This window comes from Aeromonas sp. 603079 (assembly GCF_049172135.1).
In the GTDB taxonomy this organism is placed as follows: domain Bacteria; phylum Pseudomonadota; class Gammaproteobacteria; order Enterobacterales; family Aeromonadaceae; genus Aeromonas; species Aeromonas veronii.
On the sequence record NZ_JAAKPX010000008.1, the window covers coordinates 105152 to 123153 of the forward strand.

Annotated in this window: 16 protein-coding genes; 7 read left to right on the forward strand and 9 right to left on the reverse strand. The window is 60.0% G+C overall.

Annotated features, from left to right (window positions below; translation table 11 throughout):
* The first annotated feature begins 35 nt into the window (after positions 1-35).
* Positions 36-701, forward strand: coding sequence for a class I SAM-dependent methyltransferase (locus tag G5287_RS07800; protein WP_421231119.1), 666 nt, complete (start codon positions 36-38; stop codon positions 699-701).
* A 95-nt stretch (positions 702-796) separates the two neighbouring features.
* On the opposite strand, the gene rmuC is transcribed toward G5287_RS07800, so the two are convergent.
* Positions 797-2137 (reverse strand): DNA recombination protein RmuC, encoded by a 1341-nt coding sequence (rmuC, locus tag G5287_RS07805; RefSeq protein ID WP_421231120.1) that lies wholly within the window; start codon positions 2135-2137, stop codon positions 797-799.
* Positions 2134-2349 carry a hypothetical protein gene (locus G5287_RS07810; RefSeq protein ID WP_071913737.1) on the reverse strand — a complete coding sequence of 72 codons (216 nt, stop codon included), beginning with the start codon at positions 2347-2349 and terminating at the stop codon, positions 2134-2136. The genes rmuC and G5287_RS07810 overlap by 4 nt, the downstream gene beginning before the upstream one ends.
* Positions 2350-2490: 141 nt before the next feature.
* Here G5287_RS07810 and G5287_RS07815 point away from each other — a divergent pair, with 141 nt between their 5' ends.
* Positions 2491-3012, forward strand: a complete 522-nt coding sequence (locus tag G5287_RS07815) for a ferredoxin-type protein NapF (protein ID WP_033114761.1) — start codon at positions 2491-2493, stop codon at positions 3010-3012.
* Positions 3013-3065: 53 nt separating this feature from the next.
* Here G5287_RS07815 and G5287_RS07820 read toward each other — a convergent pair whose 3' ends face one another.
* From G5287_RS07820 to G5287_RS07845, 6 genes are all read right to left on the reverse strand, one after another.
* Positions 3066-3518, reverse strand: coding sequence for an Rrf2 family transcriptional regulator (locus G5287_RS07820; RefSeq protein WP_033114760.1), 453 nt, complete (start codon positions 3516-3518; stop codon positions 3066-3068).
* Between the two features lie 344 nt (positions 3519-3862).
* Positions 3863-4702, reverse strand: coding sequence for a PfkB family carbohydrate kinase (locus G5287_RS07825; protein WP_421206312.1), 840 nt, complete (start codon positions 4700-4702; stop codon positions 3863-3865).
* Positions 4703-4807: 105 nt separating this feature from the next.
* Positions 4808-5779 (reverse strand): LysR substrate-binding domain-containing protein, encoded by a 972-nt coding sequence (locus G5287_RS07830; protein WP_421231121.1) that lies wholly within the window; start codon positions 5777-5779, stop codon positions 4808-4810.
* 155 nt (positions 5780-5934) lie between these two features.
* On the reverse strand, positions 5935-6663 hold the full coding sequence (locus G5287_RS07835) for a glutamine amidotransferase-related protein (protein WP_227341756.1): 729 nt from the start codon (positions 6661-6663) through the stop codon (positions 5935-5937).
* 86 nt (positions 6664-6749) lie between these two features.
* Entirely contained in the window at positions 6750-8246 is a 1497-nt protein-coding gene (locus tag G5287_RS07840; protein WP_421206309.1) for a CoA-acylating methylmalonate-semialdehyde dehydrogenase, read from the reverse strand.
* Between the two features lie 81 nt (positions 8247-8327).
* Positions 8328-9659 carry an aspartate aminotransferase family protein gene (locus tag G5287_RS07845; RefSeq protein ID WP_216952313.1) on the reverse strand — a complete coding sequence of 444 codons (1332 nt, stop codon included), beginning with the start codon at positions 9657-9659 and terminating at the stop codon, positions 8328-8330.
* A gap of 186 nt (positions 9660-9845) precedes the next feature.
* Between G5287_RS07845 and G5287_RS07850 the strand changes: the two genes are divergently transcribed.
* From G5287_RS07850 to G5287_RS07870, 5 genes are all read left to right on the forward strand, one after another.
* Positions 9846-10388: a cupin domain-containing protein gene (locus G5287_RS07850; RefSeq protein ID WP_042012327.1), complete on the forward strand. Its 543-nt coding sequence runs from the start codon at positions 9846-9848 to the stop codon at positions 10386-10388.
* Between the two features lie 125 nt (positions 10389-10513).
* Positions 10514-12010, forward strand: coding sequence for an aldehyde dehydrogenase (locus G5287_RS07855; protein ID WP_421231122.1), 1497 nt, complete (start codon positions 10514-10516; stop codon positions 12008-12010).
* 125 nt (positions 12011-12135) lie between these two features.
* Positions 12136-12306 (forward strand): hypothetical protein, encoded by a 171-nt coding sequence (locus G5287_RS07860; RefSeq protein WP_005341999.1) that lies wholly within the window; start codon positions 12136-12138, stop codon positions 12304-12306.
* Between the two features lie 118 nt (positions 12307-12424).
* Positions 12425-13348, forward strand: coding sequence for an EamA family transporter RarD (gene rarD, locus G5287_RS07865; RefSeq protein ID WP_216952315.1), 924 nt, complete (start codon positions 12425-12427; stop codon positions 13346-13348).
* A 129-nt stretch (positions 13349-13477) separates the two neighbouring features.
* Positions 13478-14587 carry a YeeE/YedE thiosulfate transporter family protein gene (locus G5287_RS07870; RefSeq protein ID WP_227341751.1) on the forward strand — a complete coding sequence of 370 codons (1110 nt, stop codon included), beginning with the start codon at positions 13478-13480 and terminating at the stop codon, positions 14585-14587.
* A gap of 127 nt (positions 14588-14714) precedes the next feature.
* Here the strand turns inward: G5287_RS07870 and mgtA are convergent, their stop codons facing one another.
* The gene (gene mgtA, locus G5287_RS07875; protein ID WP_421172645.1) at positions 14715-17477 is read right to left on the reverse strand and encodes a magnesium-translocating P-type ATPase; all 2763 of its coding nucleotides are present in this window, start codon (positions 17475-17477) and stop codon (positions 14715-14717) included.
* Between the last annotated feature and the right edge of the window lie 525 nt (positions 17478-18002).

Here is an 18002-nt window from a genome sequence, read left to right on the forward strand (position 1 = left end):
ATTCCTGCCGATTACAGCATTATGGGGAGCTGGTCATGTTGAAAAGTCTGGATCTATTTGGCAAGGCGCTGAAAGAGCACTATCAGAACAGGGGTGATGAAACCTTGCAGATCAATATCAGCGGGCAAGAACCATATTGTCTCCCGCTCGCTATCTTTTTTCGACCAGCCGACTACTACCAGATTGATCGCCGGGCGTTATCTTTGTGCAGGGGAAAGACGCTGGATATAGGAGCTGGAACGGGTGAACACTCGCTCTTTTTGCAACAGCAGCTTTTTGATGTGACCGCCCTCGATATCTCGCCATTGGCCTGTGAGGTGATGCAAGCCAGAGGCGTCAGCAGAGTCATCAATGCCGATATCTTTTCGGCTAGTTTTGACGCCCCGTTTGATACCTGGTTGCTACTCGGTCGCAGTATCGGAGCCGTGGGCAACATTGAAATGTTGGGGAAATTTTTCGAACTTGCTCATCAATATATTTCGCCGAAAGGTCAAATCATTTTGAACTCAACGAACGGGAGTACTAACCAGACCGTTATACGAGAGCTCTCTTTTACCTATAAAGGAGAAACCGAGGCGCCCATCAGTTGGCTGGATATCGCTCAGGATCAGCTGAGCAGGGAGGCGGCTAAATATGATTTTTCTACTGAAATAATCGATATGGAAACTGATGGGAATTATCTGGCGGTGTTAAAGAAATAGTCCTACTTATCGTTCTCTTCTTAAAAAAAGAGCCCAAATCAGCAAAAGGCCCAAACCGGGTTTGGGCCTTTTGCTGATAGCTGTAAGGGGAAAAACTACTCCCGCTCCTTGTCACGCTCCAGCGCCCGCTCAACCAGCGGCTCGGGCAGGCTCTTGGTCACCTCAACCCCCAGCTCGCGGAAACGCTCGACCTGCGCAATCAGGTTGCCACGGCCGTTGACCAGCCGTCCCATCGCCTTGTCGTAGCTCTCCTGCGCCTTGTGCAGGCTGCCACCCATCTGCTGCATCTCCTCGACGAACAGCCGCAGCTTTTCGTAGAGGCGACCGGCCCGCTCGGCGATCTGGCGGGCATTCTGGTGCTGCCGTTCGTAGCGCCACAGATTCTCGATGGTGCGCAGCGCCACCATGAGATTGGTGGGGCTCACCAGCAGGATATTGTTGTCGAGACCGTAACGCACCAGCGAGGGATCGGCCTCCATCGCGGTGAGGAAGGCGGGCTCCACCGCCACGAACATCAGCACATAGTCGAGAGTACGCACCCCGGGCAACTGCTGGTAATCCTTGCGACCCAGCTCGCGGATATGGTTGCGCACCGAGGCGACGTGCTCCTTGAGCGCCACCGCCTTCTCCAGCTCTTCATCAGCGTTGTACCAGCGCTCGTAGGCGGTCAGCGACACCTTGGCGTCGATGATGATGTCTTTCTCTTGTGGCAGGTGGACGATCACGTCGGGCTGGTAGCGCTTGCCCTTCTCCACCTCGATATTGACCTGGGTGTGGTACTCGTGACCCTCGCGCAGACCGCACTCGCTGAGGATCCGCGCCAGCACCACTTCACCCCAGTTGCCTTGCTGCTTGCTGTCCCCCTTAAGGGCACGGGTCAGGGCCGCGGCCTCTTCGGTCATGCGGGCATTGAGCTCGGCGAGGCGCTCCAGCTCGAACTTGAGACTGTGGCGCTGGGCCGTCTCCTGTGCATGAGTCTCCCCTACCTGACGGCGGAAGCCCTCCAGCTGCTCTTTCAGCGGAGTGAGCAGCAGATCGAGGCTGTTCTGGTTCAATTCGCGGAAGTTGCCGGAGTTTTGCTCGAAGATTCGGTTGGCAAGGTTCTCGAACTGCTGGCTGAGGCGCTGCTCCGCCTCCTGTTGCAGTTGCAGCTTCTCGGCGGCAGCCAGCCGTTCGCTGCGCAAAGTTGCTTCCGCATCCTTGAGACGGGCGGTGAGTTTGATCAGCAGGGTCTGCTGCTGATCCAGCTTCTGCTGCCCCTGTTGACGCTCATCCTGCAACTCGTCAAAACGCTCCTGCAGCGCCTGATAACGCTCCTGTGCCAGCAGCAGCTCCTGAGCCTGCGCCGTGGCTGCCCGCCGCCCGATCAGCCAGCCAAGCCCGAGGGCCAGCACGGCGGCGGGCAGCAAGATCCCCCAGAGTCCGGGGTCAATCATTTGCGGCTCCGCTGACGCAGGAAGAGTTCGAGATAGCGGTTGGCCAGCAGCCAGAGCAGCACGTAGATGAGGTAGGCGGCGAGCACCACCCACTTGTGGCTGTTAACCCCGGTATCGAGCTCGACGAACTCGATGCCCTTGATGCGACAGTAGCCCCACATCAGCAGGGGAAAGACATAGAGCAGGGACGAACGCCAGAGAAATAACCACATATGTTTTCATTCAACCACGGAAAAGAGACCCGCCTAGCTTACACAAGGGCAACAGCCCTTGCGATCCTGACGGCTGCTATTCTCTGGCCTGCCCTCGCAAACTTCGATAAAATTAACCCCTAATAGGTATCAGGGGCGAGCATGACTCATTATTTCCTCCGTTGGCTGACACAAGGTTGGCAAGCTTCGCGCAAACCCGCAGTGGTTTGCCATGAAGCGCGCCCGCCGTGGGCGATCGAGGAGTCCCAGTACCTCACCCTCTGCACCCGCTGTGGCGAGTGTTTCAAGGCCTGCCCGCGCGGCCTGCTCAAACCGGCCACCCAGGAGGAGTACGAGGGGAGCCCGATTGCCGGCACCCCGGTGCTCGATCTCGCCTGCGGCCAGTGCAGCTATTGCGGCAGCTGCGCCAGAGCCTGTCCGACCGGTGCGCTCGACTTGCAACTGGGCCGTCAGGTGCAGACCCGGGTCCAGATTGAAGAGAGTTGTCAGGCCCGTCAGGGCTTCTACTGCCTGCTCTGTGAAGATGCTTGCCCCCAGCAGGCAATCAAGGCCACTGCCGATGGCATCAACGTCAACATGGATGCCTGCAATGGCTGCGGTGCCTGCGGCCTCGCCTGTCTGCACGGCGCCATTACCCTGATCCGCCAGCCGGGCAATCGCTGACAAACAAAAGGGGCCATCAGGCCCCTTTCCTATCTGTTCTTGCTTCCTGCCCATCAGGCCATTGCCAGAATGGACTCCTGCTCAATGCCCAGCAGATGGCAGAGACGGTTCGGATCGCGCACCGCATCGGCCAGGGTGTACTCACCCAGCACTTCGAGGAAGGCGTTCATGGCGCGGCGCAGAATGCCCTGAATGCGGCAGCCACCGGAGAGACGGCAGTTCTCGCGCTTGCAGTCGACCGGACAGAGCACGTGCTCCATGTCCATCACCACATCGCGCAGGTTGATGGAGACCGCGGAGCGACCGAGGCGGATACCGCCATGCTTGCCACGCACCGTCTCGATATACCCCTTGATGCCGAGCTGGTGCACTATCTTGACCACGTGGTTGCGAGAGATGCCGAAGGTATCGGCCACTTCGGTAATGGTCGACAGGCGATCCCCCGGCTGAACCGCCAGGAAGGTCAGGGTACGCAGGGCGTAGTCGGTAAATCGTGTCAGTTGCATGGTCGCACTTGCCTCTTACTACAAGCCAGGAATCAGGACGACAACATTGAGCTAAGAGGCAGGAGACAACCGGTTTGCCTCTGTTTGCCAATTGGTTCGCCAGAGGGGGCCTGTCTCTTAATCTGAGTTGCGGAGTGACAGGTTAAGAGCAGCACAACCGGGTGTCGATGAAGATGCACATAAATCGACACTTTCTTTGATTGATCGCAAACTTGCTGGGTTAGCCCGGCGTTTGCCCGCTTTATGGCGGGTAAATCTCCCGAATAGTCCCCCTCGCCAAGCCCCTTCGACCAGCAGCCATATGGCCCGCAAACCGACCCTCAATCGACCGTCAAAGAGGTGGTTCAGTGGGGTTGTTTCAGCCAATTTTTCAGTGCGACCGAGGGGATGGAGCTCTCGGAGGCGACAGCAAATGCGCCCCAGTCCACCGCGCACTGTAGCGCATCCTTGATCGCCATGCCCCGCGCCAGACCATGGATCAGGCCACCGGCGAAAGCATCCCCCGCCCCCGTGGTATCAACCACAGATACTGGCCGGGCGGCAACCCGGATCTGCTCATCGCCGTGGATGGCCACCGCCCCCGCCTTTCCTTCGGTCAGCACCAGCCATTCGAGCTGCTCCCCCGCCAGCTGTCGGGCGTGTTGCCAAGGGTCGCTCACCTCGCCGAGATCGGAGCGGGAGGCCACCAGTACATGACAGGGGCGGCGCGCTTGGCCGCCCTTGGGATACTGGGCCAACACAAAGCTCTTGCCGAGCATCTGGCGCATGTAACTGATGATGGCGGTGCCGGGATAGTTCACATAGAGGCAATCCACCCCATCCAGCGGCAGATCGCCGGGCAGGTCGGGACGCCGCGGGCGGCGCAGTATGGTGCGCTCGCCGGTGGAGTCCACCAGGATCAGCAGCTCGCCGGTCTCGCCGCCAAAGCGCTCCACATGGCTGCAATCCAGCCCGTAACCGGCCGCCTGCTCCAGCAGCCAGTCGCCGGTCTCGTCCAGCCCGATGCGGGAGGCAATGGTCACCTCGTGACCTGCCCACACCAGCCCGATGCCGGTATTGGCGGCGCCACCGCCGAGCCTGCGCCCCTGATCCACATATTGCAGCCGGGCCCCCGCCACCAGCGGTTCGGAGAGGGAGAGCACATGATCACAGTTGAGATTGGCAAGCAGCAGAATGCGGGACATAGAGACCTCGGACGATGGAGATAGCCCAAAAGAGACAGGCTAACCCCGAGTAGAGCCCAGCCTGACAGAAGAGACAACCGGCAGCGATCGGGAATCCGATCGGGATCAATAGATGGGCAGCTCTACCCCGGCCAGCAGCTCGTCGATGCGCGCCTGGGTCGGCTGCTGCATCACGCTCTGGATCACCTCCTTGGTGAGGTGGGGCGAGAAGGAGCTGATGAAGTCATACATGTAGTTCTGCAGCAGAATACTCTTGCTGAAGCAGATCTGGGCCGGGCAGGGCTTGAACAGGTGCTCCAGATTGATGGAGACCAGCCCGGGGCTGTCATTGTCGTTGGCCACCAGCGAGGAGATGATGCCTATGCCAAAGCCCAGCTCCACGTAGCGCTTGATCACTCCGGCATCCATTACCGTCATGTAGTAGCTCGGGGTCAGGCCCGCCGCCTGAAACACCTCGTCCTGCACCTGCCGACCGGTGGCACCGCTCTCGTAACTGAGGATCGGGTAGTGGCAGAGCTGCTCTAGGGTCGGCTTCTTCACCTTGGCCAGCGGGTGATCCTGCGGCACCACCAGCGAGAGGGTCCAGAGGTAGGCAGGCAGCGCGATCAGCTCCTTGTCGAAGCCAATTTCGTGGGCAACGATGGAGAAATCGGAGTACCCCTTGCTGATCTGCTCCTTGCTCGCCGACATCACCGGATGGAGGTGGAACGAGATCTTGGGGTACTTCTTGGTGAAGTAGGTAACCGATTTGGGCAGCAGATAGCGGGCGATGGTGTGGGTAGTGTGGATGTTGAGGGTGCCCACGGTCGGATCCAGATACTCGCGGGAGATCGCCTTGATCTTGCTCTCGATGTTGAGCATCGCCTCGGCACACTTGATGATCTCCTCGCCCACCGGGGTGATACGATGCAGATGCTTGCCACGGCGCTCGAAGATCCGCACTCCCAGCTCGCTCTCCAGCAGGCCGATCTGCTTGCTGACCCCGGGCTGGCTGGTATAGAGCGCATCGGACGCCACCGAGACGTTGAGGTTGTGGTCCCGGATCGCGATCAAGTACTTCAATTGCTGTAGTTTCAAGGCTTCACCCTCTCAAGCTGGTGCGGCGATCACGCCAGACAAACAGGCCGCCACAAAGGGCGGCCAGTGTATCATCCGATCCCGACATCGCAGCGCTTGATCCTTCATTTTGCTACAAAATCTAGCACCCGAAGGGGGTCGCTGACAAACCGGGCTCAGGCCGCGCCGGCCTGCAGCGGCAGGATCCCCAAAAACTGCAGCAACCACTGCATCATGGTGGTCGAATCCACCTCCCCCTCCAGCGAGGAGAGGCTGCTCTGGTAACGCTCGTCGGGCAGCAGGCCACGGCGTCGCTCGATCAGCGCCCGGTTGTACTCCACCGAGAACTCGGGGTGCCCCTGAATGGCCACTATGTTGTCCCCCTGCAGGAACATGAAGTTGGGACAAAAATCGTTGCCCGCCAGCCGGGTCGCTCCGGGGGGCAGCAGGGCCACCTGATCCTGATGACTGGCCAGAATACGGATCTGATCACGAGACGGCGCCATCCAGGGCTCATCAGCCAACATGGGGTGCACCGACACTCCCAGCCCCCACCCCTTGGTAGACTTCACCACCTCGCCCCCCAGCGCCTGGGCGATCACCTGATGACCAAAACAAATCCCGGCCAGCTTGACGTCGGCATCATGGGCCCGACGGATCCAGCCACGCAACGCCTGGATCCAAGGGATATCGCTATAGGCATCGTGGCGCGAGCCGGTGATGAGCCAGGCATCGCACTCGTGCAGATCCTCCGGCAGCTCCCCATCGATGGCTGACCAGACCCGAAACTCCAGCTCGGGTGCCAGCGGCTGAAACCCCCTGATAAACATCTCGGAGTAGACGGGGCCAAAACGATCCGCCAGATCGGGATCCAGCCGGTCACAATCGAGAATTCCCAATCGCATCTGTTGCTCCTTTACAGAAGTGCCCCCGCAGACCAGCGATCTGCGGGGGCAAGAGAATCAAATCATGGTGGTGAGCCCTGGGCTCATCACTTCATGGTTGGCATGGAGAATTCGGCACCACTGCGCAGGCTCTGGGGCCAGCGCGCCGTCACCGTCTTCATCCGGGTATAAAAGCGAACCCCATCCGGCCCGTGCATGTTGAGCGGCCCGAAGATGGAGCGCTTCCAGCCGCCAAAGCTGTGAAACGCCATCGGCACCGGAATGGGAACGTTCACCCCTACCATACCGACCTGTACCCGCGCCGTGAAGTCCCGCGCGGTGTCGCCGTCGCAGGTAAAGATGGCGGTGCCATTGCCGTACTCATGTTCATTGATGAGTCGCAGCGCCGTCTCGTAGTCCGGCACCCGCACGATGGAGAGCACGGGGCCGAAGATCTCCTCGCGATAGATGCGCATCTCGGGGGTCACCTCGTCAAACAGGCAGCCACCGATAAAGTAACCCTCGTCGTGGCTCAGCGTGCGACCATCGACTCGCAGCGCGGCCCCTTCGGCCACCCCCTGATCCACATAACCGCGCACCTTGGCCAGATGCTCCTTGCTGATAAGCGGCCCCATCTCGTTTTCCGGGCTCTGGCCCAGCCCCGGGCCCACCCGCAGCTTCTCAACGAGCGGTTTCAGTTTGGCTACCAAGGCATCGGCGGTCTCGTCACCCACTACCACGGCTACCGAAATGGCCATGCAGCGCTCGCCCGCGGCCCCATAAGCGGCCCCCATCAGGGCAGAGACCGCCTGATCGAGATCCGCATCCGGCATCACCACCATGTGATTCTTGGCGCCGCCCAACGCCTGCACCCGTTTGCCGTGGGCCGAGGCGGTGGCATAGATGTACTGGGCGATAGGGGTGGAACCGACAAACGACACGGCACCTACTCGCGGGTCGGTCAGCAGCACATCCACCACCTCCTTGTCACCGTTCACCACGTTGAGCACGCCGTCCGGCAGACCGGCCTCCTTGAGCAGCTCGGCCATCCGCAGCGAGAGAGAGGGATCCTTCTCGGAGGGTTTGAGAATAAAGGTGTTGCCGCAGGCGATGGCGACCGGGAACATCCAGAGCGGCACCATGGCCGGGAAGTTGAACGGGGTGATACCGGCGCAGACCCCGACCGGCTGCATCATGGAGTAGCTGTCCACCCCACGGCCGACGTTGAGGGAGTGCTCCCCCTTGAGCAGATGGGGAATGCCGCAGGCAAACTCCACCACCTCCAGCCCTCGGGTCAACTCACCCTGCGCATCGGAGAAGACCTTGCCGTGTTCGCGGCTGATGAGCTGGGCAAGCTCGTCCCTGTGCTGCTCCATCAACTCTTTGAAGCGGAAAAAGACCCGAGCCCGCACCAGCGGCGGGGTTTGCGACCAGTCGGCAAAGGCACGCTCGGCGATGGCGATCGCCTCCTGACACTCGGCGGCGCTGGAAAGCCCGACGCTCCCCTGCTGCTTGCCGCAGGCTGGGTTGAAGATGGCGCCCTGGCGCTCGCTACGACTCTCCTGCGGCTGGCCGTTGATGAAGTTGCTGACCCTGTATGTCATGTATCCTCCGTGATAATTGATGTGGTGATTGCGCTGAACAAGACAACGCAAGGCCCCGCCAGCGCGGGGCCATCAAATGGGTTAGGGTTGTGCCTGCAGGGCATCCTGCAGCAGGGTGAAGAGATCATCGATCTGGCTGCGCTCGATGATGAGGGGTGGCGACAGGGCGATGATGTCGCCGGTCACCCTGATCAGCGCCCCCTTCTCGAAGCAGCGGACAAACACCTCATAGGCGCGCTTGCCCGGCGCATCCGGCATGGATTCAAGTTCGATACCGGCCACCAGCCCGTAGTTGCGCACATCCTTCACATGCTTGCAGCCCTTCAGCGAATGGGCCGCCTCCTCCCAGTAGCCCGCCAGATCCGCGGCGCGGCTAAGCAGGTTCTCGTTGCGATAGATCTCGAGGGTCGCCAGACCCGCAGCAGCAGCCACCGGATGACCGGAATAGGTGTAGCCGTGGAACAGCTCGATAGCCCCCTTACCTGCCGCCATCATGTCGTCATAAATATGCTTTTGCACCAGCACAGCTCCCATGGGGATAGCGCCGTTGGTGAGCCCCTTGGCGCAGGTGATCATGTCGGGGATGACATCGAACTCCTGTGCGGCAAAGGGGGAGCCAAGACGACCGAAACCGGTGATCACCTCGTCAAAAATCAGCAGGATGCCGTGTTTGGTACAGATCTCCCGCAGCCGCTTGAGATAGCCTTTGGGCGGCATAAGCACGCCGGTACTGCCAGCGATGGGCTCGACGATCACCGCCGCGATATTGCTGGCATCGTGCAGAAAGACGATCTTTTCCAGCTCGTCGGCCAGCGCCACATCCTCCTCAGGCAACCCTTTGGTGAAGGCATTTTTGGCGATGTTGAGGGTATGGGGCAAATGATCCACCCCGGTCAGCAGGGAGCCAAACCACTTGCGATTGCCAGGAATGCCCCCCACCGAGATGCCGCCAAAGCCAACCCCGTGATAACCCCGCTCGCGACCAATCAGCCGGGTGCGGGTGCCCTGACCGCGAGCCCGCTGCCAGGCCAGTGCGATTTTGAGCGCGGTATCGACCGACTCTGAGCCGGAGTTGGTATAGAAGACATGGCCAAAGCCCTGGGGAGCGATCTCCACCAGCCGGTTGGCCAGCTCGAACGGCAACGGGTGGCCCATCTGGAAAGTGGGGGCGAAATCGAGGTGGGAAATCTGCTGGGAGACCGCCTCGGCAATCTCGCGCCGACCATGGCCCGCGTTGCAACACCAGAGTCCGGCAGTGCCATCCAGTATCTTGCGGCCATCCTCTGAGTGATAATACATCCCCTCCGCCGACTTCAGGATGCGCGGCGCCGCCTTGAACTGCTGGTTGGCGGTGAACGGCATCCAGAAGGCGGACATGTCGGAGGGGGTATTGATGTCGCTGATCGGTTTCATGGTCACCTCATCCTTAAGGTGTTTAGCAACTATTGGCCATTGCCTATTAAATTAAACACCTGAATCCATAAAAAAGGGCTCATTATCGCCCTGTCTGATGCCACCCCTAGCTAGATTACTCTACAGGGTGGTATAAGATATTTAACACAAATTTAATAATAGTAAACAGTCAAGGAGTGTCTATCGATGGATATCGGTCACCGTCTCAAGGCGGTTCGCACCAAGGCGGCCCTCTCCCAGCGCGAGCTGGCCAAACGCTCGGGCGTGACCAACGGATTCATCTCCCAGATCGAAAAGAATCAGGTGAGCCCGTCAGTTGCCTCCCTGCGCAAGGTGCTGGAAGGGATCCCCATGTCACTGGCCAGCTTCTTTACTGACGAGACCGAAATGGACTCCGAAGTGATCTTTCGCGCCGCCGATATGCCGGATCTCGGCACTCACCCCATTAGCTACCGGCTGGTGGGCCACAGCCGTGCCAACCGTGCCATCGGCATGTTGCAGGAGGTGCTGCCACCGGGCGCCGACACTGGCGACGACATGCTGAGCCACGAGGGTGAAGAGTGCGGCATCGTCATCAAGGGCGAGGTTGAAGTGACCGTGGGTGAGCAGATCTACCTGCTGACACCGGGGGACGGCTACTACTTCGACAGCCGCACTCCTCACCGTTTTCGCAATGTGGGCGAGCAGGAGTGCGTATTGATTTCGGCCAATACCCCCGCCAGTTTCTAACAGGGTGATAAGGGGCCAGCCAGCCGCCAATGTTTAATGAATTGTTACAAAATGGATTTACAAGTGGCAGGATGTTTAGCATATTGATACGCGGACAATGACTTTTGCCGGTTCAAGGAGTGAACATGAGTGACCTGACCCTGGCCCAGTGGCAACACAAGGCCGCCCATCTGACCCTGCCCTCACAAGCCTTTATCAACGGTAGCTATCGGGATGCCGTCAATGGTGCCACCTTCGACTGTATCAACCCGGCCAACGGCAAGCTGCTGACCAAGGTAGCAGCCTGCGATGCCGCCGATGCCGAGCTGGCGGTACAGGCCGCGCGTGATGCCTTCAACGACAAGCGCTGGAGCGGCATGGCGCCGAAACAGCGCAAGCTGATCATGCAGCGCTTCGCCGAACTGATGCGTCTCAACAAGGTGGAGCTGGCACTGCTGGAGTCGCTGGACATGGGCAAACCCATCGGCGATGCCATGGGCTACGATGCCCCTGCCGCCGCCAACTGCATCGCCTGGAACGCCGAAGCGATCGACAAGATCTACGATCAAGTCGCGCCGGTCGAGGAATCCGCCCTGGCGCTGGTGACCCGGGAACCGCTCGGGGTCGTTGCCGCCATCGTGCCGTGGAACTTCCCGCTGGTGATGGCCTGCTGGAAGCTGGGGCCGGCGCTCGCTACCGGCAACTCGGTCATTCTCAAACCTTCCGAAAAGTCCCCCCTGACCGCCTTGCGTATCGCAGGTCTGGCCAAGGAGGCAGGCATTCCTGACGGCGTGTTCAACGTACTGCCGGGCTTTGGCCATACCGTGGGCGAGGCGCTGGCCATGCACATGGATGTGGATTGCATCACCTTCACCGGATCCACCAAAATCGGCAAGCACCTGGTGGAGTGTTCCGGCAAGTCCAACCTCAAGCGCGCCTTTATGGAGTGCGGCGGCAAGAGCCCCAACATCATACTGGCGGATGCGCTGGACCTGGATGCCGCGGCCAAGAGCGCCGCTGGCGCCATCTTCTACAACCAGGGCGAGGTGTGTACCGCCGCCTCTCGCCTGCTGGTGCAAAACAGCATCAAGCCGCAATTTATGGAGCGACTGCTGGCCCATGCCCGCGAGTGGATCTCGGCCAACCCGCTCGACCCTGCGACCCGCATCGGCGCCATGGTGGATCACATCCAGATGGAGCAGGTGCTGCGCTATGTCGAGATTGGCAAGCAGGAGGGAGCCAAGCTACTGCTGGGAGGCAAACGCACCAATCTTGAGAGCGGCGGCTTCTATATCGAGCCCACCATCTTCGACGAGGTGACACCCGAGATGCGGATCTTCCGCGAGGAGATTTTCGGCCCTGTGCTGGCAGTGACCGGTTTCGACACGCTCGAAGAGGCCATTGCACTGGGCAACGACACCGACTACGGGCTGGCAGCAGCGATCTGGACCGCGGATCTCAACAAGGCGGTGAAGGGTTCCCGTGCCCTGCGTGCTGGCACCGTATTCGTCAACAACTGGGATGGCGGCGACATGACCATGCCGTTTGGTGGCTTCAAGCAGTCTGGTAACGGTCGTGACAAGTCGCTGCACGCGCTGGAGAAGTACACCGAGCTGAAAAGTACCTGGATCCAGCTCGAATAAAGGTATAAATAGCCATCATCATCAGCAATGGGGGAGAAATCCCCCCTTTTGCATTTTGGTCTTCCATCAGGCGGCACAATCGATATAATCATCAAATAAGCAAACCATTAAATATAAAGACAAAAATGCTATTTTTTCTGGGAAGCGTACTTTTTCTGGTGATCGGGTTGCCCCTGCTGTTTTTCGTGCTGGGGCACGGCGAGGCCTACGTGACCTGGGGCCCCTGGATCTCCGCCATCGCCCTGATGTTGTGGCTGTTGATGGACGTCGACAAGATCCGTCGCGGCAAAGGCTGACCAGCTTCCAACCGTATTCTCAAACTTCGTTTATTCGCTTCTTTCCTCGATAAAGGATCGCTACACTGATTTTTTGCGATGTTTTCCCGCATCCAACGCATCAGTAAAGGTCATCCGCATGCCGCAACAGATCCAGCGCCAGGGCGTCATCTACGCCCTGTGCGCCTATACCCTTTGGGGCATAGCCCCCATCTATTTCAAGACCATCTCTGCCGTCCCGGCCGCTGAAATTCTGACCCACAGGATGATCTGGTCCTGCGTGCTGCTGATGGTGCTCACCCTGGCTGGCCGCCAGTGGCACAAGGTGCAGGCAGTGCTGCGTCAGCCAAAAGTGCTGCTCACCCTGGCGTTTACCTCGGTCACCGTTGGCGGCAACTGGCTGCTGTTTATCTGGGCCATCAACAACGGCCACATGCTGGATGCCAGCCTCGGCTACTACATCAACCCGCTGTTCAACGTGCTGCTGGGGATGGTGTTTCTGAGCGAGAAACTGCGCCGCCTGCAGTGGTGGGCGGTGGCGCTGGCCTTTGCCGGGGTGACGATCCAGCTTATCGCCTTTGGCTCCCTGCCCTGGATTGCACTGGTGTTGGCATCGAGCTTCGCCATCTATGGCCTGGTGCGCAAAAAACTGGCCCTCGATGCACTTACCGGTCTGCTGATCGAAACCATGATCATGCTGCCACCGGCAGCAATCTATCTGTGGGGCATTGCCGACAGCCCCACCAGCCATCTCACCCAGAACGACTGGCACCTCAACCTGCTGCTGATCGCTGCTGGCGCCGTCACCACAGCCCCTCTGCTCTGCTTCACCGCCGCCGCGACACGGCTCAAGCTCTCCACCCTGGGCTTCTTCCAGTACATAGGCCCCAGCCTGATGTTCATCCTCGCTGTCACTCTCTACGGCGAGGAGCTGGCAATGGACAAGGCTCTTACTTTCGCCTGTATCTGGAGCGCGCTGCTGATCTTCACGCTGGATGGGCTGCGCAACGGCAAGCGTCCTGCTGCAACGAGCAATATAAAGCCTTCAAAATCAAATCAGTAGCTAACAAAGTCATCAGAAGCGATATGCCATTTTCTCGCCCCCTGACCTGTTAAACCGGTAGCCTTGGACTCAATGTGGGAATAGGATCCGCACTCCCTATTCTCCATCCAGCTATAAGGAATTACAGCTATGACTCGAAAATGGTCGCTCCCCATCGTGGCAATCGCGGGGGGAGCGTTACTCTGGCTTGGCAACACCTTTGGTATGAAATGGGCTCTGATGGCCCTGATCGGATTCGGCTTCGGCTTCACCCTCTCCTTCAGCCGCTTCGGCATCGTCTTCGGTTGGCGCGAGATGCTGACCAAGCGCAACAGTTACTATGTGCGGGTTCACCTGCTCACCATCGCCATCGAAATTCTGCTGTTCACCACCTTCCTCTCCTTTAGCCACGCCCTGTTTGGCGATGCCATGGTGGGTAACGTGATGGCTATCGGCATTCCCTTCATCGTCGGTGCCTTCCTGTTCGGCATCGGCATGCAGCTGGCAGGCGTCTGTGCCACCGGCACTCTTTATTGCTGCGGCGAGGGACAACCCCGCTTCTGGCTGGTGCTGATCTGCTACGGCATCGGCACCCTTATCAGCAACCAGTTCCGCCCCGAGCTGGAGGCCACCTTCTCCAGCCATGTGATGCTGGCCAAGGATTTGACCGGCAATATCTGGAGCGGCATGCTGCTCAACCTGGCGCTGGTCGCCGCGCTGTTCCTGCTTTTTCGCAACAGCGAGCTCAAACGTACCGGCGAACTCAAGCCCCTCTTCAGCGGCAGCAATCTGTTCTGGCGCGATGGCCGCTTCACCGTGCTGACCGGCGGCATCATCATAGCTCTGCTCAACTCGTCCGTGGTCGCTCTGCACGGCTCGGCCTGGACCATCACCGGCGCCGTCTATGACATGGCGCTGCGCAGCGCCTCCCTGTTCGGCCTGTTCGAGGGCCACCCCAAGCTGACCCAGCCGCTCTTCATCAACCCCATGGTCGGCATGTTCTGGCTCGGTATTCTGGGGGCCATGCTGGCGCGCTGCATCAGCGGTGGCGGCACCTTCGCCCCGATGCGCCTCGGCAACAGCCTGGCCTCCATCCTCGGCGGCCTGCTGATGGGGATGGGCGCCATGTACAGCGCCTGCAACCTCGGCGGCTTCTTCGACGGTACCGCCTCCGGCAGCCTGCACGGCTGGGTCTGGATGCTGATGGCCCTCGCCGGCAGCCTGATCGGCATCCGCCTGCGCCCGCTGTTCAAGCTCTGAGCCACAGACCGGTACTCGCCAACAAGGGAGTCGGGTCACACCAAATAGAGAGAGCCAGTCCGCTTGCGCGGCTGGCTCTCTTTTTCCGTCGCGCCGGGATCACCCCGGTCTTTTTGCTAGCTCTTCATCAGAACCACTGGCCGTGGCGCTTGATGTAGATGGTCTTGACGGTCTGGGTCAGCCCCATGTAGGCCAGCATGGTAATCACCAACCACATGAAGTACTTGGGCCCATCCAGATTGATGAAACCGAAGTGCTCAGCCACAGGCGAGAAGGGCAGGTAGCAGCCGATGGCAATGGCGATCGAGGTGGAGAGCAGCACCGGCAGGGTAGCGGTACTCTGCAGGAACGGGATCTTGCGGGTACGCAGCATATGTACCACCAGCGTTTGCGACACCAACCCCTCGATGAACCAGCCGGAGTTCATGATGGCCTGACCGTTGACCAGCGGATCCATACTGCCGTTGGCGGTGGCATAGAGGGTGCCAGCACCGAACACGAACCACATCAGGCAATAGGTACTGATATCGAACACCGACGAGGTCGGGCCAAGCCAGAGCATGAAGCGCTTGATGTTGCTCGCCTCCCACTTGCGCGGTCGCTTGAGGAACTCGGGATCCATCTTGTCCCACGGCAGCAGCATCTGGGAGACGTCATACACCAGATTCTGGATCAGCATCTGCATCGCCAGCATGGGTGCCCATGGCAGCCAGGCGGAAGCCACCAGCACCGAGAAGACGTTGCCGAAGTTGGAACTGGCGGTCATGTTGAGGTACTTGAGGATGTTGCCAAAGGTCTCGCGCCCCTTGATCACCCCCTCCTCCAGCACCATCAGACTCTTCTCCAGCAGGATGATGTCGGCGGTCTCCTTGGCGATGTCGGCACCGCTGTCCACCGAGATCCCTACGTCCGCATCCCGCAGCGCCGGCGCATCGTTGATGCCGTCACCGAGGAAACCGACGGTGTTGCCGTTGGCCTGCAGCGCCTTCACCACCCGCGACTTCTGCAGCGGGGTGAGCTTGGCGAAGATGGTGGTCTGCTTGACCACCTCGCACAACGCCACGTCATCCATTCCTTCGATATCCTTGCCGAGCAGCGGTAAGCCGGGCTCCAGCCCTACGTCACGACACACCTTGCTGGTGATGATGGGATTGTCACCGGTCAGCACCTTGACCGCCACACCATAGTCGTTCAGCGCTCGGATGGCCGGTGCGGCCGAATCCTTGGGCGGATCGAAGAAGGTGAGGAAGCCGCGCACCACCAGATTGACCTCATCACTGGTACGATAGCTCTGCTTGCACTCGCCTGCCGAGATCTCGCGGGTCGCCACGATCAATACCCGATAGCCCTCGGCATTGAACTCCTCGCTCTGGCGCAGCAGGGCAAGGCGATCGGCGTCGGTCAGATCCCGCACCTCCTGGCCATCGGCGATCTGGCTGGAGACGGCCAGCATCTCTTCCACCGCCCCCTTGGAGACCATCAGCTGCTGGCCACGCTCATCCTTTACGATCACCGATAGCCGGCGGCGCACGAAGTCGAATGGCAACTCATCCACCTTGCTGTAACCAGCCGGCTTGCAGCCAGCTCCCAGCACATCGGCATGCTCGATCACCGCGATGTCCATCAGGTTCTTCATGCCGCTCTGATGATAACTGTTGAGCCAGGCCAGCTGCAGGATCCGGTCGTCCCGGTTGCCACGCACGTCGTAGTGGTGCTCGAGGATGATCTTGTCCTGGGTCAGGGTACCTGTCTTGTCGGTGCAGAGCACGTCCATGGCACCGAAGTTCTGCACCGAGTTGAGCCGTTTGACCACCACCTTGCGCTTGGCCATGGCCACCGCCCCTCGCGCCAGGTTGGCGGAGACGATCATCGGCAGCATCTCGGGGGTGAGCCCTACCGCCACCGCCAGCGCGAAGGTGAGCGCCGACATCCAGTCACCACTGCTGATGCCACTCAGCATAAAGACGATGGGCACCATCACCAGCATGAAGCGGATCAGCAGCCTGGTAACGCTATTGACGCCGCGATCGAAACTGGTCTCGATGCGCTTGTGGCTCACCACGTTGCGGGCCAGCGAACCGAAGTAGGTGTCGCTGCCGGTGGCCACCACCACAGCCTTGGCTGTACCGCTCACCACATTGGTGCCCATGAAGCAGATGTTGGGCTGGTCGAGCAACCCCACGTCCCCTGTGCTGTTGCCGTCTGCCGACTTCTCGGCCACTGCGCCCAGGGTGTCGTACTTCTCCACCGGCAACGCTTCACCGGTCAGCACCGCCTGGCTGATAAAGAGATCGCGGGATTCGATCAGCTTGATGTCGGCGGGGATCATGTCCCCCGCCTGCAAGTGCACTATGTCTCCGGCCACCAGCTCGGTCATTGCCACTTCCTTGCGCTGGGGGGTGGCGCCCGGCGAGGGACGACGCTGTACGGTGGCTGTGTTGCGCACCAGCGACTTGAGCGCCTCGGCCGCCTTGGCGGAACGGTACTCCTGCCAGAAGCGCAGCAGACCGCTCAAGCCCACCATGACACCGAGGATGATCACCTTGACCCAGTCCTCGTCGCCGGGCTCAGCCATCAGCACGTCCATCACGTAACTGACCAGCCCGAGCACGATCAGCACCATCACGAAGGGGTTCTTGAACGCGTGCAGCAGCTGGATCAATGGATGAGGCGGTTTGTCGTGGGTCACCTCGTTGGGGCCAAACTGGACCAGACGATTGGCCGCCTCGGTCGCGGTCAGGCCGTCGATATTGCCGCGCACGGCAGTGAGGGTGTATTCGAGGGACTTGTCGGCCTCGTCGAGCACCCGGGAGGAGAGCTTCTCATTGGCACGGCCCGGGGCGACGAACCCCTGTTGCTTGTGCCGGCTGGCAGTATGTTGTTGCTTCATAACTTTAAATCCTGATTTTCGCTTGCAGAAGGGCCCTGTCGCGGGCCAGGCCAGGCGTCAGTACTGATATCGAAAGCTGTGAACCCGACTCGTTGCCGGCACGCTCAACTGGCGCGCACGGGGCGGCTCGTCAGACAAATGTCTGCCGTCGAGCTAACCAGCATGGTTGGGTCAGATCAGGGGTCAGAACACCGCATCCCGTCCCCGCAGGGGGGATCAGGAGTGGGGAGGCGTGAACCCCGAGGGTCGAGGTTTGGGCTCTTCGGTCATACGATATCCTCCGAGTGGGGTGGAGAGAGGGCCGGACGAACCATGGACAGCGATACACACTGTCGTTGGCAGGCATGGCCGCGAGTCTGCATTATCAGCGGACCAATCCGGTGATCCCGCAACTAGAGCGGCATCACCCATAAAGAAAATCAGGATTACGACAGTTTGAAATAACTGGATGCGGGCAGGAAATAGTATCAGTGATATCTGGCGGGTAAGAACATCGGAGAAAACCACGCCTATAGAAATATTACA

Excerpts from the sequence above, each read along its gene's own strand:
- G5287_RS07800 (WP_421231119.1), top strand. The coding sequence starts at position 36 with ATGTTGAAAAGTCTGGATCTATTTGGCAAGGCGCTGAAAGAGCACTAT.
- rmuC (WP_421231120.1), bottom strand. The coding sequence starts at position 2,137 with ATGATTGACCCCGGACTCTGGGGGATCTTGCTGCCCGCCGCCGTGCTG.
- G5287_RS07810 (WP_071913737.1), bottom strand. The coding sequence starts at position 2,349 with ATGTGGTTATTTCTCTGGCGTTCGTCCCTGCTCTATGTCTTTCCCCTG.
- G5287_RS07815 (WP_033114761.1), top strand. The coding sequence starts at position 2,491 with ATGACTCATTATTTCCTCCGTTGGCTGACACAAGGTTGGCAAGCTTCG.
- G5287_RS07820 (WP_033114760.1), bottom strand. The coding sequence starts at position 3,518 with ATGCAACTGACACGATTTACCGACTACGCCCTGCGTACCCTGACCTTC.
- G5287_RS07825 (WP_421206312.1), bottom strand. The coding sequence starts at position 4,702 with ATGTCCCGCATTCTGCTGCTTGCCAATCTCAACTGTGATCATGTGCTC.
- G5287_RS07835 (WP_227341756.1), bottom strand. The coding sequence starts at position 6,663 with ATGCGATTGGGAATTCTCGATTGTGACCGGCTGGATCCCGATCTGGCG.
- G5287_RS07840 (WP_421206309.1), bottom strand. The coding sequence starts at position 8,246 with ATGACATACAGGGTCAGCAACTTCATCAACGGCCAGCCGCAGGAGAGT.
- G5287_RS07845 (WP_216952313.1), bottom strand. The coding sequence starts at position 9,659 with ATGAAACCGATCAGCGACATCAATACCCCCTCCGACATGTCCGCCTTC.
- G5287_RS07850 (WP_042012327.1), top strand. The coding sequence starts at position 9,846 with ATGGATATCGGTCACCGTCTCAAGGCGGTTCGCACCAAGGCGGCCCTC.
- G5287_RS07855 (WP_421231122.1), top strand. The coding sequence starts at position 10,514 with ATGAGTGACCTGACCCTGGCCCAGTGGCAACACAAGGCCGCCCATCTG.
- G5287_RS07860 (WP_005341999.1), top strand. The coding sequence starts at position 12,136 with ATGCTATTTTTTCTGGGAAGCGTACTTTTTCTGGTGATCGGGTTGCCC.
- rarD (WP_216952315.1), top strand. The coding sequence starts at position 12,425 with ATGCCGCAACAGATCCAGCGCCAGGGCGTCATCTACGCCCTGTGCGCC.
- G5287_RS07870 (WP_227341751.1), top strand. The coding sequence starts at position 13,478 with ATGACTCGAAAATGGTCGCTCCCCATCGTGGCAATCGCGGGGGGAGCG.
- mgtA (WP_421172645.1), bottom strand. The coding sequence starts at position 17,477 with ATGAAGCAACAACATACTGCCAGCCGGCACAAGCAACAGGGGTTCGTC.